Source organism: Micromonospora sp. ANENR4 (assembly GCF_015354395.1).
Lineage (GTDB): Bacteria > Actinomycetota > Actinomycetes > Mycobacteriales > Micromonosporaceae > Micromonospora > Micromonospora aurantiaca.
This window is the reverse complement of the sequence record NZ_JADKYQ010000006.1, coordinates 1-19,717: the sequence shown is the minus strand read 5'-3', so window position 1 is coordinate 19,717 and position 19,717 is coordinate 1. Positions and strand designations below refer to the sequence as shown.

Annotated in this window: 16 protein-coding genes; 4 read left to right on the top strand and 12 right to left on the bottom strand. The window is 73.3% G+C overall.

Translation table 11 applies throughout. The features are described 5' to 3' along the window. Window positions 1-3: 3 nt before the first annotated feature. A complete protein-coding gene (locus IRY44_RS11780; protein ID WP_194800454.1) occupies window positions 4-3,354 on the bottom strand; it encodes a S8 family serine peptidase in 3,351 nt (1,116 codons plus the stop codon). 140 nt (window positions 3,355-3,494) lie between these two features. Between IRY44_RS11780 and IRY44_RS11775 the strand changes: the two genes are divergently transcribed. Together IRY44_RS11775 and IRY44_RS11770 are read left to right on the top strand one after the other, a co-directional pair. Then, window positions 3,495-4,061, top strand: coding sequence for a sugar O-acetyltransferase (locus IRY44_RS11775; protein ID WP_194800453.1), 567 nt, complete (start codon window positions 3,495-3,497; stop codon window positions 4,059-4,061). Window positions 4,062-4,144: 83 nt separating this feature from the next. Further along, on the top strand, window positions 4,145-6,730 hold the full coding sequence (locus IRY44_RS11770) for a hypothetical protein (RefSeq protein ID WP_194800452.1): 2,586 nt from the start codon (window positions 4,145-4,147) through the stop codon (window positions 6,728-6,730). Between the two features lie 33 nt (window positions 6,731-6,763). Here IRY44_RS11770 and IRY44_RS11765 read toward each other — a convergent pair whose 3' ends face one another. From IRY44_RS11765 to fdxA, 5 genes are read right to left on the bottom strand one after another with little or no spacing between them, the layout of a single operon-like run. After that, on the bottom strand, window positions 6,764-7,411 hold the full coding sequence (locus IRY44_RS11765; protein WP_194800451.1) for a nucleoside/nucleotide kinase family protein: 648 nt from the start codon (window positions 7,409-7,411) through the stop codon (window positions 6,764-6,766). After that, window positions 7,411-8,055 (bottom strand): SIMPL domain-containing protein, encoded by a 645-nt coding sequence (locus tag IRY44_RS11760; RefSeq protein WP_194800450.1) that lies wholly within the window; start codon window positions 8,053-8,055, stop codon window positions 7,411-7,413. Before IRY44_RS11760 ends, IRY44_RS11765 begins: the two co-directional genes overlap by 1 nt. Window positions 8,056-8,059: 4 nt before the next feature. Then, on the bottom strand, window positions 8,060-9,076 hold the full coding sequence (locus IRY44_RS11755; protein WP_194800449.1) for a prephenate dehydrogenase/arogenate dehydrogenase family protein: 1,017 nt from the start codon (window positions 9,074-9,076) through the stop codon (window positions 8,060-8,062). A gap of 1 nt (window position 9,077) precedes the next feature. After that, window positions 9,078-10,187: a succinyldiaminopimelate transaminase gene (gene dapC, locus IRY44_RS11750; RefSeq protein ID WP_269698159.1), complete on the bottom strand. Its 1,110-nt coding sequence runs from the start codon at window positions 10,185-10,187 to the stop codon at window positions 9,078-9,080. Continuing rightward, complete coding sequence (gene fdxA, locus IRY44_RS11745; RefSeq protein ID WP_007464872.1) at window positions 10,184-10,510, bottom strand: ferredoxin; 327 nt, start codon at window positions 10,508-10,510, stop codon at window positions 10,184-10,186. The genes dapC and fdxA overlap by 4 nt, the downstream gene beginning before the upstream one ends. Before the next feature lie 79 nt (window positions 10,511-10,589). On the opposite strand from fdxA, the gene IRY44_RS11740 reads away from it, so the two are divergent. Continuing rightward, a complete protein-coding gene (locus IRY44_RS11740; protein WP_194800448.1) occupies window positions 10,590-11,561 on the top strand; it encodes a GNAT family N-acetyltransferase in 972 nt (323 codons plus the stop codon). A gap of 12 nt (window positions 11,562-11,573) precedes the next feature. Here the strand turns inward: IRY44_RS11740 and IRY44_RS11735 are convergent, their stop codons facing one another. The 3 genes from IRY44_RS11735 to mshB form a co-directional block, all read right to left on the bottom strand. Then, window positions 11,574-12,038 carry a hypothetical protein gene (locus tag IRY44_RS11735; RefSeq protein ID WP_194800447.1) on the bottom strand — a complete coding sequence of 155 codons (465 nt, stop codon included), beginning with the start codon at window positions 12,036-12,038 and terminating at the stop codon, window positions 11,574-11,576. Between the two features lie 86 nt (window positions 12,039-12,124). Then, window positions 12,125-12,619 (bottom strand): hypothetical protein, encoded by a 495-nt coding sequence (locus IRY44_RS11730; protein ID WP_194800446.1) that lies wholly within the window; start codon window positions 12,617-12,619, stop codon window positions 12,125-12,127. Next, entirely contained in the window at window positions 12,616-13,539 is a 924-nt protein-coding gene (gene mshB, locus IRY44_RS11725) for an N-acetyl-1-D-myo-inositol-2-amino-2-deoxy-alpha-D-glucopyranoside deacetylase (RefSeq protein ID WP_194800445.1), read from the bottom strand. The genes IRY44_RS11730 and mshB overlap by 4 nt, the downstream gene beginning before the upstream one ends. 85 nt (window positions 13,540-13,624) lie before the next feature. Between mshB and IRY44_RS11720 the strand changes: the two genes are divergently transcribed. Next, entirely contained in the window at window positions 13,625-15,769 is a 2,145-nt protein-coding gene (locus IRY44_RS11720) for a prolyl oligopeptidase family serine peptidase (RefSeq protein ID WP_194800444.1), read from the top strand. Between the two features lie 46 nt (window positions 15,770-15,815). Here IRY44_RS11720 and IRY44_RS11715 read toward each other — a convergent pair whose 3' ends face one another. From IRY44_RS11715 to IRY44_RS11705, 3 genes are all read right to left on the bottom strand, one after another. Then, window positions 15,816-17,558, bottom strand: coding sequence for an ABC transporter substrate-binding protein (locus IRY44_RS11715; protein ID WP_194800443.1), 1,743 nt, complete (start codon window positions 17,556-17,558; stop codon window positions 15,816-15,818). Between the two features lie 108 nt (window positions 17,559-17,666). Continuing rightward, window positions 17,667-18,653, bottom strand: a complete 987-nt coding sequence (locus IRY44_RS11710) for an ABC transporter permease (RefSeq protein ID WP_013288442.1) — start codon at window positions 18,651-18,653, stop codon at window positions 17,667-17,669. 11 nt (window positions 18,654-18,664) lie between these two features. Continuing rightward, window positions 18,665-19,672 (bottom strand): ABC transporter permease, encoded by a 1,008-nt coding sequence (locus IRY44_RS11705; protein WP_194800442.1) that lies wholly within the window; start codon window positions 19,670-19,672, stop codon window positions 18,665-18,667. Window positions 19,673-19,717: the final 45 nt, after the last annotated feature.

The following is a 19,717-nucleotide window of genomic DNA, read 5'->3' as shown; positions in this document are numbered from 1 at the left end:
GGCTCACCGCAGGCGGTACGCCTGGATGATCCGCTGGGTCACGGTGTTGCCGGCGTCGTCACGGGCGGTGGCCCGCAGCGACGCGTACCCGGGGCCGGCCGGGTGCCGGACGGTGGCCGTCCACGCCCCGCCCTGCTTCTTCAGTGCCGCCTTCTGCCAGGTCTTCCCACCGTCGTAGGAGACGTCGACGGTGAGCGCCACGACCCGGCCGGACGGCGCGCCGGGCTGACGCTGCACGGTCACCGGCACGGTGAACGTCCGGCCCGCCGGGGCGGAGCTGTCCACCGCCAGCGGCGGGGTGAACCGGACCGCCGTGGCCGGCAGCCGGGCCGGCACGTCACCCGGTACCCGCTTGGAGCGGAACGTCCAGCTCGCCGAGACCTCGGTGCTCAGGTCGGTGAAGCCGCGCGTCGCGGTGGTCTCCACCCGGTAGTTCGCCGTTCCCGGCGGCACTGTGAACTCGCCGTACCCCGGGTAGGGCGACTCGTCGACCAGCTCGCCGTTGCGGTAGAGCCGGGTGTGCTCGGTGTCGTTCAGCGAACCGCCCGGGTGCCCGGCCGCGTCGCTGTGCACCGGCAGCGAGACGACGAGGGTGTCGCCGGTCCGCGTGATGCCCTGCTCCGGCCACTGCGGCTGCGGGAACGACGGGCCGAACGGGGCCTTGTTCCACTCGTCCCGGTAGGTGTGCCCGGCCCGGTAGCGGGTCGGCACTCGTTCCAGCGCCGCCCGCGGCTCCAGCCAGCCCTCCTCGGAGCGCTCACCGAAGGCCAGCTCGGCGCTCCAGCGGGTCCGGGTGACGCTGAGGTGGTCGATCCGCTTGCCCGGCACCTGGACCGGCAGGACGATCGCCGAGCCGCCCATGTTGTAGTCGCGCTCCGCGTAGACGACCAGTTCGTTCTCCATCCCGGCGTAGCCGGCGGCGAACCGGTTCGTGACGGCGGCCAGGTCGGCCGGCCGGTAGTGCCGGACGAAGCCGGTCGGGAACCGGCCCGGGAACAGGTCGTTCAGGCCGTAGAAGTACGGACTGCGCTCCGGCGCGGTCGGCTCGGCCCACTGGCTGGCGAGCGCGCCGACGAAGACCTTGTCGGAGACGGTGCGGCCGATCTGGGCCGAGTAGAGGCCCTCGAACCGGTCGGTCCACAGCCCGAAGCTGTTGTAGTAGTCGCCGAATCCCCAGGCCGCGGTGAGGTCGATCAGCAGTGGTGCCGCGCCGCGCTGCGGCACCGTGGTGCGGATCGGCTTCGCCCGCCGGGCGTCCAGCGTGAGCCGCTGGTTCCCGGCCACCACCAGTTCCGGCTGGGCCAGGAAGGAGACCTCCGACCAGCCCTGGTCACCGTCGACGAAGATCAGGCTGTGCGCGCCGTACCGGCCCTTCGGCACCCGGATCCGGGTCTCGCCGCCGGCGCCGTAGACGTCCCGGTAGCTGCCGTCGTCGAGCCCGAGCAGAACGGTGTAGTAGCCGTCGGTCAGGGCGCCGGAGCGGTTGCGGTGGGTCACGGTCAGGTCGTAGCTCTCCACCTCGCGGTCGACCGCGAGCGGGGTCACCGCCACCGTGTCGCCGGCGCGGGCGAGCAGGCGGCCGGTCCAGTAGCCGTCGGCGCCGCCGAGCCGGGTGTCGATCACCACTGTCGCCTGGGCGCTGCCGCCCGCGGGAACGGTGAGCCGGGAGGTGCTGAGGGTCAGCATGCCGGCCGGCGCGGTCCGCCCGCCCGGCCCGGTGAACCGGGTGCTCAGGTCGAGCGTGAGCGGGGCGGTCCCGCCGTTGCGGTAGGTGACCGTCCGGCTGATCGGCTTGTCGTCGGTGTGCGGCCAGGCCGCCACACCGAACGAGACGGAGGCCGGTTCGCTCGTCACCTGCTGGGTCATCGCCCGGGCGACGTCGACCCGGCCCGCGCCCTGCTGGAACGCGGTCTGCTCCGGGTGCGGCTTCGCCGAGGCCATCAGCGTCGCCTTGTAGCGCTCGGGCGTCCAGCCGGGGTGCTGCTGGGCGAGCAGCGCGACCGCGCCGGCCACGTGCGGGGCGGCCATCGACGTGCCGGACAGCGAGGCGTACCGGTCCCCCACCGGGTCGCCGATCTGGCCGTTCGCGGCCCGCGCGGCCACGATCTCCACACCCGGCGCGGTGATGTCCGGCTTGATCGCCCCGTCGCCCACCCGGGGACCACGGCTGGAGAAGTCGGCGAGCGCGTCGTCCCGGTCCACCGCGCCGACCGCGAGCGCGGCGTCGGCGGTGGCCGGCGAGCCGACCGAACCGTCGACGCCGTCGTTGCCGGCCGAGATCACGAACAGCGTCCCGTGCTGCTCGGTCAGCGTCCCGACCGCCTCCTCCAGCGGGTCCACGTCCGGGGTGTCGCCGCCGCTGAGGCTCATGTTGACCACTGTGGCGTGCTGCTCGGCCGCGGCCCACTGCATGCCGGCCAGGATGGCCGACTCGGTGCAGCCGTAGACCTCGCAGACCTTGCCGGACAGCAGCGTGGCGTCGGGCGCCACGCCCCGGTACTTCCCGCCCGAGGCGGCGCCGCTGCCGGCGATGGTGGAGGCCACGTGCGTGCCGTGCCCGACGATGTCGTCCGGGTCCGCCTCCTCGGTGAAGTTGCGCGACTCGGCGACCTTGCCGGCCAGGTCCGGGTGGCTGAGGTCGACGCCGGTGTCGAGCACCGCCACACGCACGCCCTTACCGGTCCAGCCGGCCGCCCACGCGGTCGGCGCGCCGATCTGCGGCACGCTGTGGTCGAGTGTCAGCCGCCGCCGGCCGTCCAGCCAGATCCGGTCGACACCCCCCGCCGCGTCGAGCCGGGCACCGGAGCGGTCGGCGCTCACCTCCTTCCAGAGCGCGCCGGTGTCACCCTTGTCGGCGACGACGGCCGCGCCGGCGATCGCCGGCAGGTCGCGGGTCACCCGCGCGCCGGCGAGCGGGGCCGCCGTCCGCCGGGCCGTCCCCGGCCGGTACGTCACGAGCAGCGGTACGCTGCCGCGCCGCGCGTCGTCGTACCCGGCCTCGATCAGCCCGCTCACGTCGAACAGGCGCCGGTCGAGCTTGCCCGCGCGGACCAGCGGGAGCGCGTCCTGCGGCATCACGGTGAGCCGGTCGCGCTCCCGTCCGACCAGGAACTGGATGCCGGCGCGGCCGGCGCCGGGGCGTACCGCGGCACGGCCGCCGGAGGCGACGGTGACCCGGTCGCCGGTGATCAGGGTGACGGTGACCGGTTGGACGCCGGCCGGGGCGGACGGCCCGGTCCGGGCGGACGGGCCGGTCGGCGCGGTGGGCGCGGCGGCCAGCGCGGGCACCGGCAGGCCGAGCGCCAGCGTCAGGCCGAGGCCGAACGCCGTCAGCTTTCTGCGGTTCCGGAGCAACCTTCCTCCTTCGTCGAACGTTTCATCGATGGGAGACACATCGATGCGGGTATCAGAATTACATACCGCGTATGTATCGGGAAGTCGCCGATCCGACGGAACCGCCACCACCCACCGGAGCGGGCCGGGACGATCGGGCGATGACCTCCATGAAGGACCGGATGCTGGCCGGCGAGCAGTACATCGCCGACGATCCCGCGATCATCGCCGATCTGGAGCGGGCGGCCCGGCTCGGCGAACGCTTCAACCGCAGCTCCGCCGACGATCCGGCGGGACGCCTCGCCGCGCTGCGCGAACTGCTCGGCTCGCTGGGCGAGGACGCCTGGGTCCGGCCGCCGCTGTACTGCGACTACGGACACCAGACGCACATCGGCGCGCGGACGTTCGTCAACTTCAACGCGGTGTTCCTCGACGTCGCCCGCATCACCATCGGTGCGGACGTCCAGATCGGACCGAACGTGCAACTGCTCACCGCCACCCACCCGGTGGAACCGGAGGCGCGCCGGGCCAAGTGGGAGTCCGCAAAACCGATCACCATCGGTGACAACGTCTGGCTCGGCGGCGGGGTGATCGTGCTGGCCGGAGTGACCATCGGCGAGAACACGGTGGTCGGCGCCGGCGCGGTGGTGACGCGCGACCTACCGGCGAACGTGGTGGCGGTGGGTAACCCTGCTCGCCCGATCAGGAGCCTGAGCAAGCCGTCCTGAGCTGGGGAAACAACCGTTCCAGCGGATGCGGATTCCCGTCCTCTCACGCACTCTGGGTAGTAGTGCGTTTACCGGGAGGCACGATGGAACGGGTCCTCGAACTGCGGGTGCACGGGGTCTCCAACACCCCGCCGGATCAGCTGCTCGGCCTGACCGCGGGCGCCAACGGTGACGGTGCGCAACCAATGCTTGTCGCCGGCGGTCAGACCACCGGCTTCTACCGGTCCAGCGCGGCGGGCCGGGACGACCCGATCACCGTCGAGGCGTACAGCTGGGGCCAGTTGACCTCCGGCGCGCGGACCCGGCGGGACGTGGAACGGGCGCTGTGGACACTGATGCTCCCGTTCGCGCTGGCGAACGTCGCGCTGCACGCCCGCGCCGGCATCCCGCCCGACCCGGACCAGGAACGCTGGGCCAGCCGGTCCGGCATCACCGCCTGGCTCATCCGCCTGTTCTGTCTGAGCCTGACCTGCACGCTCGTCGTCACGGTGACCGGTGTGGGCGTGGACCTCATCGCCTGGCAGTGCGTCGAGGCGGACTGCCTCGGCAAGATACCCGGGCCGTGGGAGTTCCTCGGCGCCCCCTGGTGGCGCGAGGGCACCCGGACGCTCGCGCTCGGGCTGCTGCTGCCACTGCTCGTGCTGGCCGGGATCGGGCTCGTCGCCTTCCGCACCTACCAGTACGAGGCGCAGATGCCCGCGGACCCGCACCACCACGGGGCGGCCCGGGAGGACGGCGAACCGGACAGCCGGCCGGACCCGCGTGAACCGCCACGGAACCCGCTCCAGGACCCGACGTTCTGGAACGGGGAGGGGCAACTGCGCCGGGCCGCCGTGCTGCACCTGTGCACCGGGGCGGTCAGCGCCGCCGCCGTACCGGTCGCCGCAGTGATGATCATGGACCCGCCGCGAGGCGTACGGGCCGCCGTCGCCTGGCCCACAGTGGCGCTGCTCGCCGCCGTGGTGATGATCGCCGTGGTAGCTGTCGCCCGGCCGTGGCTGAGCCGGCGGCAGGGCGCCACCCCGCTCGGCCGGTGGAGCGCGGCGGTCGTGGCGCTCACCGCGCTCGGACTGATCGGGGCGTTCACCCTGCTGCTGCTCCCCGACGGGGCGGCCGGGCAGCCGTTGTCGGCGTACCGGCCGCCGGACGGGTGCACGGCGCAGCCGGTCACCGCCGGCTGCCGCACCGACAGGTCACTGCCCGGGTACGACACGGCAGTCGCGTGGCTGCTCGCGTACCAGGTGCTGTTGCTGCTCGCCATCGCCGCAGCGAACCGCTCCGGCCGACGGGCGCTGATCGGCCCCGTCGCCGGGATGGTGCTGCTGCCGGTCGGCGCGACCTGGATCGAACGCGGGCTGCCCGTGCTGCCCGCCGCACCGGGCGAGTTGCGCACCTGGATGCTCGTCGGTCCGGCCGTCGCGCTGGCCGCCGCCGGACTGTTCCTGCCCCGCCTGCGACCGCCGGTGCCGACCCAGCCACTCGGCGCGTACACCGATCTCGCCTGGCGCGGCTGCGCCCCGGCGGTCATCGCCGGGTTCGGCTGGATGATGGCGGTGGCGTACTGCGCCGGGCTGCTCTACTGGGTCAGCGACCGGCTCGACGCGTCGGCCGAGCCGAGCGGCCCGAGCCGGGTCGTGCCGCCGCTGGCCGTCTTCTGGGCCGGGCTGGCCTGCGCGATCGGCCTGGCCGCGCTGATCGGACTGCTGATCCGGGCCGTCGTCATGCTGCACCGGCTGCGCCGGGTCGAGTACGCGCGGCTGGCCGCCACCCCCGGCCTGTCCGCACACGACCTGCGGCGCTGCCGCGACGTCAGCACCTACCGGGCGCTGCACCGCCTGATCGGCGAGCACGCGGTACGGCTGCTGGGCTGTTACGCCGCGTTCTGCGCCGCCCTGGTCACCCTCTGCTGCGCCGCCGCGCTGTCCGGCGAGCGGCCCAGCCCGCTGTCCCCGTCCGGCTGGCAGACCGCCATCCACTGGACCGCCGAGCGCGGCGACGCCCTCCTCGGCTGGCTGCCGGTGGTGATGGCGGCGCTCGGGCTGCTCGTCTACCGCACCGACTCGGTACGCCGCTCGGTCGGCGTGATCTGGGACGTGTGCACGTTCTGGCCCCGGGCCGCGCATCCGCTCGCACCCCCCAGCTACGCCGAACGCGCCGTACCGGAACTCCAGACCCGGGTGGCGGGCCTGCTGGCGCTACCGCCGCACCACGCCGACCGGATGGACGGCGTCGTCCTCTCCGGGCACAGCCAGGGCACCGTCATCTGCGCCGCGGTGCTGCTGCAACTGCCCCGGCGGTGGCGGCTACGGACCTGGTTCTTCTCCTACGGCTGCCAGCTCACCCGGCTCTACGGGCGGGTCTTCCCGTCCTACTTCGGGCCGGAACGGCTGCGGGCGCTGGCCGGCGCGCTCACCTGGCCCGGCGGGCACGTGGCCTGGACGAACTTCTGGCGGGACACCGACCCGCTGGGCTGGCAGGTCAGCGCCGGTCAGCGAGACGTGCCGGTGGCCGACCCGGAGGCGCTGCACCCGTCCGGCGGCGAGGTGGCCGACCCGCCCATCCGTAGCCACAGCGGTTATCCGGAGTCGGTGGAGTTCACCCGCGAGCGGGCGGTGGTGGCGCGGCTGCTGCGCCGCACCGTGCCGTCGCCACGCCAGCGGACCGGCTGACCGTGCACCACTGCGGCGGCGGGCCGGCCGACGTCACGCCTGCGGCGGTTCGGCCAGGCGTACCACCAGGTCGGCGTGCCCGGCCGTGCCGGCGACCCGCCGGGCGTTCTCCTCGTCGCTGCCGAGCGCCCAGGCGCGGGCCTGCTCCGGCGACTTCCCGTACGCCTCATGGCGCGCGGTGAGCCGGCGCAGCCGCAACTCCGCGTCCAGATCCAGGAACCAGATCTGGTGTACGAGGGTGCGTACCTCCTCCCACGGGTCGTCCCGCAGCAGCAGGTAGTTGCCCTCGGTGACCACCAGGCGCACCTCGGGCGGCACCTCGATCGCCCCGGCGACCGGCTCCTCCAGGTCCCGGCGGAACTCCGGCGCCCACACCGACGTCGGTTCCAGCCGGCGCAACCGGCGCAGCACGGACACGAAGCCGTTGACGTCGAACGTGTCCGGCGCGCCCTTGCGCCCCGCCCGCCCCAGCCGAGCCAGCGCGGACCCGGCCAGGTGGAAGCCGTCCATCGGGACCAGCCGGGCGACCGGGCCGAGCGCGGCCACGATCCCTTCCGCCAGGGTGGACTTGCCCGCCCCGGGTGCCCCGGCGATGCCGAGCAGCTGACGTGGGCCGGTCTCGGCCAGCGCCCGCGCTCGGGCGACCAGCTCGTCGAGCGGCAGCACCTCCGCCGGTGGCATCAGCCCAGCACCGGCTCGCTGATGGTGAACCGCGCCTCGACCGCCGCCTGCACCGGCTGCGGCGCCGGGTCCAGTTCCAGTTCGCGCTCCGGCTCGCCGGAGCGCGAGTAGGCCGCCCCGACCATCATCATCGGCGGCCCGGCGCTCATCCCGGTGTCGGACAGCTCGCGCAACGCGATCACCCGGGCGCCGAGCGCCTCAGCGTACTCCCGGGCCCGGACCAGCGCGTCGGCGATCGCGGCCTGCCGCGCCTCCCGGTAGGCCGGGCTGTCCGGCCGCAGCGACCACACCGGCCCGGCCACCTCCACCTGCTCCTGGTCGGCCAGGCGGAGCATCAGCTCGCCGAGCGCAGTGAAGTCGGTGGTCGTCACTGTGGTGCTCACGTTGCCCTGGTAGGCCACCACCCGGTCGCCGGAGCGCTTCGTCACCGGCCGGACGTGGACCTGGCCGGTCTCCCGGCGCTCCACAGCCGGCTCGGCCGCGTCGAGCAGCGCGCGCACCGCGGCGGCCCGTTCGGCCAGCCGGGTCAGCGTGGTCTCCCGGTCCCGGTCCCGCGCCGTCGCCGTCACGGTGAACCGGGCCAGCTCGGGAGCCACCTCCCGGTACGCCTCACCGCGTACCGCCACGACCGGTGCGTCAGCCATGCCCTCAGCCTAACGGCGGGGTGGCCGGCAGGTGCCCCGTGTAGGTGACCGAGCCGGCCGTCTCCCGTACCCCGCTCAGGTGACCGCCCGCCGCGCCCAGCTCCCGCAGGTACGCCAGCTCGCCCGCGTGGTCGGCGGCGGCCGGGAACTCCCGCCGGTGCGTGCTGAACGTACGCGCCCGCAGGGTCGCGCGGACGTCTCGCCCCTCGGCGAACCGGTCCGCCAGCGCACCCGCGTCGCCACCGCGCAGCGCCTCGGTCAGCTCGCTCAGGAACGCGCCGAGCGCGTCCAGTTCGGCGAGGACGCGGTCCCGGTTGCCGAGCAGCATGTTCGCGGTCCGTTCGGGTGGCCCGCCGGCGACCCGGGTGCCGTCGGAGAAGCTGCCGGCGGCGAGCGTCAGCACCGCGTCCCGCAACGCCGACCGGTGCACGGTGCCGGCCAGCGCTCCCGCCAGCACGTGCGGTACGTGCGAGGCGAGCGCGGCGGCGCCGTCGTGTTCCGGGGCGGACATCGGCACCACCCGGGCGTGGAAGACGTCCACCAGCAGCACCGCCAGCCGCCGGAACGCGCCCAGGCCGGCCGGCCCCGGGCAGAGCACCCAGGCTGCGCCGTCGAGCAGGTCCGGGCCGGCGGCGCCCGCTCCGGCCCGGTCCGCGCCGGCCATCGGGTGCCCCGGCACGACCCGGTGCCCGAGCCCTTGCACGGTGGCGGCGGTGCTCACCTCGGCCTTGACGCTGCCCACGTCCGTAAGCACGCAGTCGTCGTCGGTCACGGCCGCGACCCGGGCCAGTGTCGCCGGCAGCGTGGGCAGCGGGCCGCAGAGGAACACCACGTCCCGGCCGGTGACCGCCTCTTCGACCGTGTCGGGCGCGTCGATGCCCCGGTCGCGTACCAGCCGGCGGGCCGCCGGATCGGGATCCCAACCGGCGACGTCCAGCCCGGCGGCGTGCAGCCGCAGCAGCACCGAACCGCCGATCAGCCCGGTACCGACCACCGCCGCCCGCGCCAGCCCGCCGGCCACGTCAGGCCTCGGCGAGCCGCCCGGCCACCGCGTCCACGTGCTCGTCGGACTCGGTGAGGGCCACCCGGACGTGCCGGGCACCGGCCGGGCCGTAGAAGACACCGGCGGCCACCAGGATGCCCCGGCGGGCCAGCCAGTCCACTGTCTCCCAGCAGTCCTCGTCCCGGGTGAGCCAGAGGTAGAGCCCGGCCTCCGAGTGCTCGACGGTGAAGCCGGCGGCGGTGAACGCCGCACGCAGCTTCTCCCGCCGGACGCGGTAGCGCTCCCGCTGGGCGTCGGCGTGCTCCTGGTCGCCGAGCGCGGCCACCATCGCGGCCTGCACCGGCGCCGGTACGATCAGACCCGCGTGCTTGCGGATCTTGAGCAGCTCAGCCACCAGCGCCGGGTCACCGGCGACGAACCCGGCCCGGTAGCCGGCCAGGTTGGAGCGCTTGGACAGCGAGTGCACCGCCAGCACGCCGTCGTACGAGCCGCCGCACACCTGCGGCGAGAGCACCGAGACGGGCTCGGCGTCCCAGCCCAGCGGCAGGTAGCACTCGTCGCTGGCGACCACCGCGCCGCGCTCTCGCGCCCACTCGACCACCTTGCGCAGGTGGGCGGCGGGCAGCACCCGGCCGGTCGGGTTACCGGGCGAGTTGACCCAGACCAGGCGGACCCGGGGATCCGGGCCCAGCGCGGTCAGCGAGTCGGTGCGTACCGTCGTCGCGCCGGCCAGGCGGGCCCCGTCCTCGTAGGTCGGGTAGGCCACCGACGGCACCACCACCACGTCACCGGGGCCGAGCCCGAGCAGCGTGGGCAGCCAGGCCACCAGCTCCTTGGAGCCGATCGTCGGCAGCACACCCAGGCCGTCGACGCCCGCGCCGCAGGCCCGCGCGACCCACGCCGCGATCGCGTCCCGCAGGGCGGGCGTACCGGCGGTCAGCGGGTAGCCCGGCGCGTTCGACGCGTCGGCCAGGGCCTGGCGGATCAGCTCCGGCACCGGGTCGACCGGCGTGCCCATCGACAGGTTGATGAGACCGCCCGGGTGCGCCGCGGCCGTGGCGGCCGCGGCGTCCAGGGTGTCCCAGGTGAAGTCGGGCAGCCGTGCCGAGACCGGCGAGCGCCGGTTCAGTGGCCCTCGCCGCGCGGCGGCTGCGCGGCGACGAAGGTGGCGTCCTTCTCCACCTTGCCGATCTTCGAGGCGCCACCGGGCGAGCCCAGGTCCTCGAAGAACTCGTAGTTGGCCCCGGTGTAGTCCTTCCACTGCTCCGGGACGTCGTCCTCGTAGAAGATCGCTTCCACCGGGCAGACCGGCTCACAGGCACCACAGTCGACGCACTCGTCGGGGTGGATGTAGAGCATCCGGTTGCCCTCGTAGATGCAGTCGACCGGGCACTCCTCGATGCATGCCTTGTCGAGCACATCCACGCACGGCTCGGCGATGATGTAGGTCACCGGTCTTCTCCTCCGCAAGACTCGTCGCGATCAACCGCAACGGTAAGAGCCTAGTATCTCGCCGGGGAGGGGGTCGATCGTGCTCCGACAGCAGGACGTGGGACACCGGATCGTGGTCCGCCGGATTGTGGGGATTCGCGAGGGCCGCACGCTGTTCTCCGACGCGCTCGGCGAGCTCGTGGAGCTGAGCGAGACCCACATCACTCTGTCCACCGACGCCGGGCCACTGCGCGTACCGGTGGCCGAGGTGCACCGGGCCAAGCGGGTGCCGCCGGCCCGGCGGCCCACCGCCGCCGCCGTGGTCGCGCTGGAACTGGCCGCCGACGAGGCGTGGCCCGCGCCGGTACGCGGACGGCTCGGCGACTGGCGGCTGCGCTGGGCCGACGGCTGGACCGGCCGGGCCAACAGCGCGCTGCCGGTGGGCGACCCGGACCGGCCGCTGCCCGCCGCGCTGGACGCGGTGCAGCGCTGGTACGCCGAGCGCGGCGGGCCCGCCCTGGTGAACACTCCGCTGCCGCTCGCCGCCCCGGTCGGGGCGGAGCTGGACGCGCGCGGCTGGACGTCCCGGCCGCCGGTGCTGGTGCAGACCGTCCCGCTGCGCACCCTGACCGCTGCCCCGCTGCCGGGCGACGCCTCGGCCGGCGCGCCGCCGGTGACGCTGGCGGACGCGCCCGCCGACGACTGGCTGGCGATCGCCGCCGGCCGCAAGGGCGGGCTGCCGGACGCCGCCCGGCAGGTGCTCACCGGGACGCCCCGGGTCCGCTTCGCCGAACTGCGCGAGGACGGCCGACTGCTCGCGGTCGGGCGGGGCACGGTGACCGGCGAGGGCCGCTGGCTCGGCGTCAGCCTGCTGGAGACGGTGCCGCAGGCGCGCCGCCGAGGGCTCGCCGCCGCTGTCGTACGGGCCCTGGCCGGGTGGGGCGCCGCCGAGGGCGCCACCCACGCGTTCCTCCAGGTCGAGCAGAGCAACACCGGCGCCGTGGCGCTCTACCGGGGGCTCGGCTTCACCACCCACCACACCTACCTGACCCGGATCGCCCCGGCGGCCTGACCGGCGGAGCGGTCAGCGCCGGACGATCTTGCGAGGCCGGGTGCGCTTCATCTCGGCGTACCGCTTGAGCTGGCGGGACCGGTAGTCCCGGCCCAGCGCGGTCAGGATCAGGTAGCCGACGAGCACGCCCGCCGCGGTCGCAGCGAGATAGAGCCAGATCTGCGCGAAGAACAGGCCCGCGCCGCCGCCGAACGGGTTCTCCCCGACCAGCAGCGGACCGACGAACACGGTGAGCGCCAGCGCGACCGCGACCGCGGCGGCCAGGTCACCGGCCCAGCGGCTCAGCGGCCGGTCGGCGCCCCACCGGAACGCGGTGCCGGCCAGGATCAGCCCGATGACCAGGAACATGGCGAGCGAGACGCGGCCGGACGCGGTGTCGTCGTCCGGGAACGCGAATCTGATGACCAGCCGGGCCACCACGTTCACCCCGAACAACGCGGCCGCCAGCACGCCTACCGCACGCCACCGCTGACCCATCGCACGCCTCCCGCCGTACCGCCCGCTCCCTCGGCGGGCCTCTTGGCTGGAATGTCTACCACCGCGAGCTGTGCGGCGTCAGCACCTCACCGTGCGTCGGGCGGCGTCACCAGGTGCCGGAAGCCCAGCACCGCGAACGTGACCGCGCCGGCCACGATCAGCGCGAGCCCGAGCACGTTGTCACCGGCGAGCGCCAGATCGCCCTCGACGGTCCGGAAACCCCCCACCACGATCACCAGGAACCACGGCAGCGCGCCGAGCGCCACCGCCCAGCGCGTACCCGTCGACAGGTGGGCGAACCGGCCCAGCAGCACCGTCGTCGCCACCACGGCGACGACGCCGGCGGTCACCAGGCCGATACCGAGAAGCGCCCGCAGCCCGCCGGAGCGGCCCTGCACGGTCTCCCAGGCCCACGTCGCGAAGATCAGGTCGAGCAGCGCCAGCAGGACGCCGGCCCAGACCGTCACGACGCCGCCGGCCACCCGCAGCGCGCGGTCGAGCACCCGCTCCGCCGGGCTCGGCGTCGCGGCCGTCGGCGGCTGCTCGGGGAGTGTCGACACGGGTACGGCCGGCAGCGTCACCGGAGACCGGCCGCCGCGACCGGGGACCGCCGCGGGTCGTCCAGGGCGATCCCGGCGAAGAGGTCGTCCTCCCAGCCGTACGGGCCGGTGCCCGGCCCCTTCTCACCGACCGCGAGCGTGAAGTACTCGACGCCCATGAACTCGCCGCCGAAGTTGCCGGCGATCGAGTAGAGCCACGAGTTCGCCGGAATCTGGGTGGCGTGGGCGCGCATCGCCGCCTCCTTGGCGGCGTGCTGGTCGGTGCCGTCGATCCGGGCGGCGATCTCCGCATCAGGCGTGCCGAACGGAAGCTCGTCGGCGCTCTCGATGCCCGCGAACGGGTTGTCCGAGGACTCGGTGAACGTCTCCAGGCCCGCGTCGAGCACGCTGCGCGGCATCGCCGTCCAGTAGACCTTCGCCGGGGCGATCCCCTCGGCCGCGGCCAGTTCCACCGCCCGCATCGCCACCCGGTGCGCCTGGATGTGGTCCGGGTGGCCGTAGAAGCCGTCCGGGTCGTACGTGACGAGCACCTGGGGGCGGACCTCGCGGATGACCTCCACCAGGTATCCGGCGGCGACGTCCAGGTCGGCCTGCCAGAACGCCCGCGGGTGCTCGTTCGTGGCCAGGCCCATCATGCCGGAGTCGCGGTAGCGGCCCGCGCCGCCGAGGAACCGGTGGTCGGTCACGCCGAGCGCGGCGCAGGCGGCCGCCAGCTCGCCGATCCGGTAGCCGCCGAGCTGGTCCGCCTCGGCCGCGCAGAGCTGCGCCAACGCCGGGACGTGAATCTCGCCCTCCTCACCGAGCGTGCAGGTCACGAGCGTGACGTGGGCGCCGGTGGCGGCGTAGTGCGCCATCGTCGCGCCGGTCCCGATCGACTCGTCGTCCGGATGCGCGTGGACCAGCAGAAGGCGTCGGTCGGGCAGCGTCGTCACGCCCGTCACTCTAACCGGCGGTCCTGCCCGCTCGACGGTGATGCGTCCGCCCAGGTCGGCCACATCACCTCCGGCGCCCGCCTACGCTGCAGGCGTGGACTTTCCCGAGCTGGCCGCCCGTACCCGTCGGTTCAGCCACGGGGCGCCGCGTGCCGTCACCGTCGCGGGCGACGGCGCCCGGGTGATCTTCCTGCGTTCCGCGGGACCGGAGGACCCGGCCGACGCGCTCTGGCTGCTCGACGTCGACAGCGGCGAGGAACGACTGGTGGCGGACCCGGCGGTGCTGCTGGGCACCGACGCCGAGCCGGCCCGCCTCGCCCCCGGCGAACGGGCGCTGCGCGAACGGTTGCGGCTCAGCTCCGGCGGCATCGGCTCGTACGCGCTGGACTCGGCCGGCCGGGTCGCCGCGTTCGCGCTGGCCGGGCGGCTGTTCCGGGCCGACCTGGTGCACGGCGACGTGATCGAGGTGGCGGCGATCGGGCCGGTGATCGACCCGCGCCCCGACCCGGCCGGTGAGCGGCTCGCGTACGTCACCGACGCCACCGAGGGGGTGCGCCGGGGCCAGTTGCGGGTGGTCGAGCCGGACGGCACGGACAACCTGCTCGCCGGCGAGGACCACGGCGTCACCTGGGGGCTGGCCGAACACATCGCGGCCGAGGAGTTCCACCGCTACCGGGGCTACTGGTGGGCGCCGGACGGGCGCAGCGTGCTGGCCGCCCGGGTCGACGAGTCCCGCCTGGAACGCTGGTACCTGCACGACCCGGCCGACCCGGCGACCCCGCCGACGTCGCTCGCGTACCCGGTGGCGGGTGGGCCGAACGCGGAGGTGAGCCTGCACCTGCTCGACCTCGACGGCGGCTGGGTCGACGTGCACTGGGACCGCGAGACCTATCCGTACCTGAGTTCGGTGGACTGGACCGAGGGCGGCCCGCTGATCACCGTGCTGCGGCGCTCGCAGCAGCACGGCCTGGTGCTCGCGGTGGACCCGCGCACCGGGGAGACGCAGGTGCACGCCGAACTGGCCGACCCGCGCTGGGTGGAGCCGATCCCCGGCACCCCGGCGCACCTGCCCGACGGACGGGTGCTGGTCGGCGGCGAGCTGGCCCACGACGGGTACGACGCCCGCTGCCTGTTCGCCGACGGCACCCTGCTCACCCCGCCGTCGCTGTACGTGCGGCGGGTGGTCGGACGGCTGCCGAACGGCCCGAACGCGGCGGCGGACCTGCTGGTGGAGGCGAGCGAGGGCGAACCGAGCCAGCGCCACCTCTACCGGGTGCGGACCACCATCGGCGGCGGCATGGACGCCCGCCGGATGGGCAGCGACCCCGGCTGGCACACCGCCTCGATCGGCGGGTCCACGCTGGCGGTGGGCATCGCGTCGCTGGAGCACGCCGGGGTCCGCTGGCGGGTATGGCACGGCGACCGCGAGGTGGGCGAGTTGCGCTCGTTCGCCGCCACCTGCTCGTACGCGCCGCGGCCGACGATGGTCCGGGTGACCGACAGGCGGCTGCCCAGCGCGGTGCTCTACCCGGCCGAGCACGTCAAGGGCACCCGGCTGCCGGTGCTGCTGGACATCTACGGCGGGCCCGGCCACCAGGAGGTGGTGGCGGCGCGCGGTGTCTGGCTGGAGCGGCAGTGGTGGGCCGAGCAGGGTTTCGCGGTGGTCACCATCGACAACCGGGGTACGCCGGGCATCGCGCCGTCGTTCGAGAAGGCGATCCACAGGCGGGTCGCCGACGTGACACTCACCGACCAGGTGGACGCGCTCACCGCGCTCGCCGACAAGCACCCGGATCTGGACCTGGAACGCGTGGCGGTGCGCGGCTGGTCGTTCGGCGGCTGGCTGGCCGGGCTCGCGGTGCTGCGGCACCCGGAGCTGTTCAAGTGCGCGATCGTCGGCGCGCCGGTCACCGACTGGGCGCTGTACGACACCGCGTACAGCGAGCGCTACCTGGGCATGCCGGACGACGGGATGGACGTGTACGCCCACCACTCGCTGGTCGAGCTGGCCGCCGAGCCGCTCGGCGACCCGGCGCAAGCCCGGCCGATGCTGCTGGTGCACGGCCTGGCCGATGACAACGTGCTCGCCGCGCACACGCTGCGGTTGTCGGCGGCGCTGCTGGCGACGGGCCGCCCGCACGCGGTGCTGCCGCTCACCGGCGCGAGTCACCTGGCCGCCGGCGGCGTGTCCGAGCGCCTGCTCCGGCTGGAGCTGGACTTCCTCCGCCGCTACCTGTGAGGAAGGGCCCCTCGACGAGGGGCCCTTCCGCCGACCACAGGTGTGGCTACTGCTTGACGTACGCGTTGACGAAGTTCGGGTAGCCGAACACGGAGGAGATGAACACCCCGCCCGCCTTCGACCCGTGCACGTTGTACGCCACGTCCACGTAGAGCGGCACCACCGGCGCGTGCTCCTTCATGATCCGCTCGTCGAGCTTGCCCCACTCCGGGCCCTGCTCGGACGGCGGCAGCGCCAGGATCCGGTCCATCTCGGCGTTGATCGCGTCGTCGTTGAAGTACGACTGGTTGCTGTTGCCCTCGGCCTTGATGGTCCGGCCGTCGTAGAGCACCGGCAGGATCGACGCGCCGCTGGGCCAGTCCGCCGCCCAGTTGCCGATGTACAGGTCCCAGGGGTTGTTCTTCTTCTTGACCTCGTCCAGCTTCGCGTCGTCCGGGATGTTCCGGACGGTGATCTTGAAGCCGGCGCGCTCCAGGTTGCCCTTGAGCTGGACCGCCTCCGCCTGCTCGGTGGTGTTGTCGGCAACGCCGAGGACCAGCTCCGGCGTCTGGCCGCCGAGCAGCTCCTTGGCCTTCTCCACGTTGCCGTTGGCGCCGGCCGGGTACGCGTCGTACGCCTTGTAGCCGATTGTCGACGGCGGCATCAGCGTGGTGATCGGCTGCGCGACGGTCTGGCCGCCGAGCGCCTTGACCAGGCCCTCGCGGTCGATCGCGTAGTTGAGCGCCTGGCGGATCTTCAGGTCCTTGACCCGCTGGGTGTTGATCACGAGCTGGTTGGCGCTCGGGGTCGGGGACAGCAGCGTGCGGGACTTCAGCGCCGGGTCACCGGCCACCTTCGCCACGAGCGAGGCCGGCACCGAGTTGAACGCCAGCGCGCTCTGGTCGGCGCCGTTGTCCGCGATCACCCGGTTGTTGGCGGCGTCGGCGGTCGGTCCGAAGCTCCACACGAACTGGTCCGGGTACTGGTGCCGCACCGGGTCGGTCTTGGCGTCCCAGTTCGGGTTGCGGTCGAGCGTGAGCTGGACGCCGACCTGGTTCTTGGCGATCTTGTACGGGCCGGACGAGAACGGCTTCTGATCGAGGTTGACCCCGGTGTCCTTCTCCGGCTTGAGCGGCGCCGTGGTGGGCAGCGAGACCGCGAACGGCAGGTCGCAGCGCGGCTTGGCGAACTCGAAGCGCAGCGTCTTGTCGTCCGGCGTGGTCAGGCCCGGCGGCAGCGACGTCTTGTTCTTCTTGAAGTCCCACTTGGTGTCGTACTGCGCGGTGTCGGCCAGCCACTCCTGGATGTAGGTGGGGCCGCCGGTGAGGTCCGGGTCGAAGGAGCGGGCGATGCCGTACGCGATCTCCTTCGAGGTGATCGGGCTGCCGTCCTCGAACTTCACCCCGTCCTTGATGGTGAATTCCCAGACCTTGCAGTCGTTGTTGACGTTCTTGCCCGGCGTCTCGGCCAGGTCACCCACGAGGACCAGGCCACCCTTGCCGTCGTCCTTCCAGGTGGTCAGGTAGCGGGCGAAGAGCGGGTTGGCCATCAGACCGGCGAACGAGTACGTCCGCTGCGGGTCCAGGTGGGAGATGGGGGTCTCCCGGATGATGGTGAACGTCCCGCCCTTGGCCGCGCCGTCGATCTCGGCGGCCGGGCCCTGCGAGTCCTTCGGGTCGGTCGCGATGACCCCGGTCTGCTGCCGGTTGCCGTCCACAGTGGTGCCTTCGCCCGTGTTCTCCGAGCAGGCACCGAGTGCCACAACCAGTGCGATGGCGCCGCCAGCGGCGGCCGCTGCGCGTGGTCGCATGTCCTACCTCCTCCACCCGTGCGCCGAGCGCATCCGCCGACGTCCCGAGGATCGTAAAGAAGAAAAGCTACGAGTTGGATAACAGTTGTCGATAAATTTCGTCGCGGTTCAGCCGAGCCGTACCCGCGGGTCGATCACCGCGTAGAGCAGGTCCACCACCACGTTCGCCAGCACCACGAAGACCGCCGCGATCAGCACCGTCGCCATGATCGTCGGCAGGTCGCCCGAGCGGACCGCGTCGACAGCGGTACGCCCCATCCCGTTCAGACCGAATGTCGTCTCGGTGATCACCGTGCCGCCCAGCGCCCCGCCCACGTCCAGACCGGCGATCGTCACCACGGGTGTGATCGCGGCGCGCAGCGCGTGCCGGCCGTACACCTTGCGTTTGGCCAGGCCCTTCGCCCGCGCGGTCCGGACGAAGTCCTCCGACAGTGTCTCCAGCATCTGCGCCCGGGACAGTCGCGCGTAGATCGCGGAGAAGAGGAACGCCAGCGCCACCCAGGCCAGCACCAGCCCGCTCGTCCACTTCAACGGGTTGTCGAACAACGAGGTGTAGCTCGGCACCGGCAGCAGGCGCAGGTTGTAGACGAAGACGATGAGCAGCACCGCGCCGACGAAGTAGAGCTGCAACGAGGCGCCGGTGAGCGAGAAGCCGATCGCCGCCCGGTCCAGCCAGCTGCCCCGGCGCAGCGCCGAGAGCATGCCCAGGCCGACGCCGAGCAGCAGCCACAGGATGGCGGCCGGGATGACGATGCTCAGCGTCACCGGCAGCACCCGGGCGATGGTGTCCGAGACCGCCTCGTTCGACACGTACGACCAGCCGAGGCAGGGGGCGTCGCACCGACCGCCCTGGGCGCTGCCCAGGTCCCGGCCGGTGAAGATGCCCTTCATGTAGCCGGCGTACTGGCTGATCAGCGGATCGCGCAGGCCCAGCTCCTGGCGGACCCGCTCCAGTCGCTCCGGGTTGCAGTTCTTCGGGCACATGCCGGTGACCGGATCGCGGGGCAGCGCGAAGAACATCAGGAAGCTGAGCACGCTCACCGCGAACAGCGTGAGCGCGGCGGACAGCAGCCGGCGGATGAGGAATCGCGTCATGGACCGGCCTCCTACCGGGACGACTTCGGGTCGAGCGCGTCGCGCAGCGCGTCACCGAAGAGGTTGAAGGCGAACACGAGCGCGAAGATGGTGATGCCCGGGAAGAAGACGTACGCCGGGTCGGTCTGCAGGTAGTCGAGGCTGCGGTAGATCATGCGGCCGAAGCTCGGCGTCTCGTCGGTGAGGCCGACGCCGATGAACGACAACGCGGCCTCGCTGGTGATGTACTGCGGTACCGCCAGCGAGAAGGCGACCAGGATCGGTGCCCAGGCGTTCGGCAGCAACTGGCGGAACAGCATGTGCCCGAGACCCGCGCCGCTGGCCCGCGCCGCCTCCACGAACTCGCGCTCCCGTAGCGCGATGATCTGACCCCGGACCAGCCGGGCAGTACCGGTCCAGCCGAACAGGGCGAAGATCGCGATGAGCACACCGATCTGGAAGTACGCCGGCACGGCCTCGCGCTGCCCGTAGAAGCGCAGCGCGACGGTCGGCATCAGGGCCAGCGCGATGATCAGGAACGGCATGGCCAGGGTCAGGTCGGTGATCCAGTTGATCACGGTGTCCAGCCAGCCGCCCAGGTAGCCGGCGAGCGTTCCGAGCGTCACGCCGATCACCGCGGTCAGCACGGCGGCGGCGAAGGCGATGAACAGCGATGTCCGCAGCCCGTGCACCATCCGGATGAAGATGTCCCGGCCGAGGCCGGGCTCCAGCCCGAACCAGTGCTCCCCGGTCACCCCACCGGCGTAGCCCAGCGGCATGCCGTAGCCGTCGAGGCGGTTCTGGAACTGCTCCTTCGGTCCCACCCCGTACAGCGCCTCGATGAGCGGCACCGCGAGCGCGACGAGGACGAAGAACACCAGCAGACCGCCGCTGATCAGCGCGGTGCGGTCCCGCTTGAGCCGCGCGAGGGCGAGCTGGCCGGGTGACCGGCCGACGAACTCCTTCTTACCGTCCTCGTCACCCTCGCCGGGCGACTCGATCTCGGCGAGCGCGACGCCCTCGACCGGCGACAGGCTCATTGGGACACCTCCACGGGTTCGCCGGTCGGCACGCCGACCGGTCCG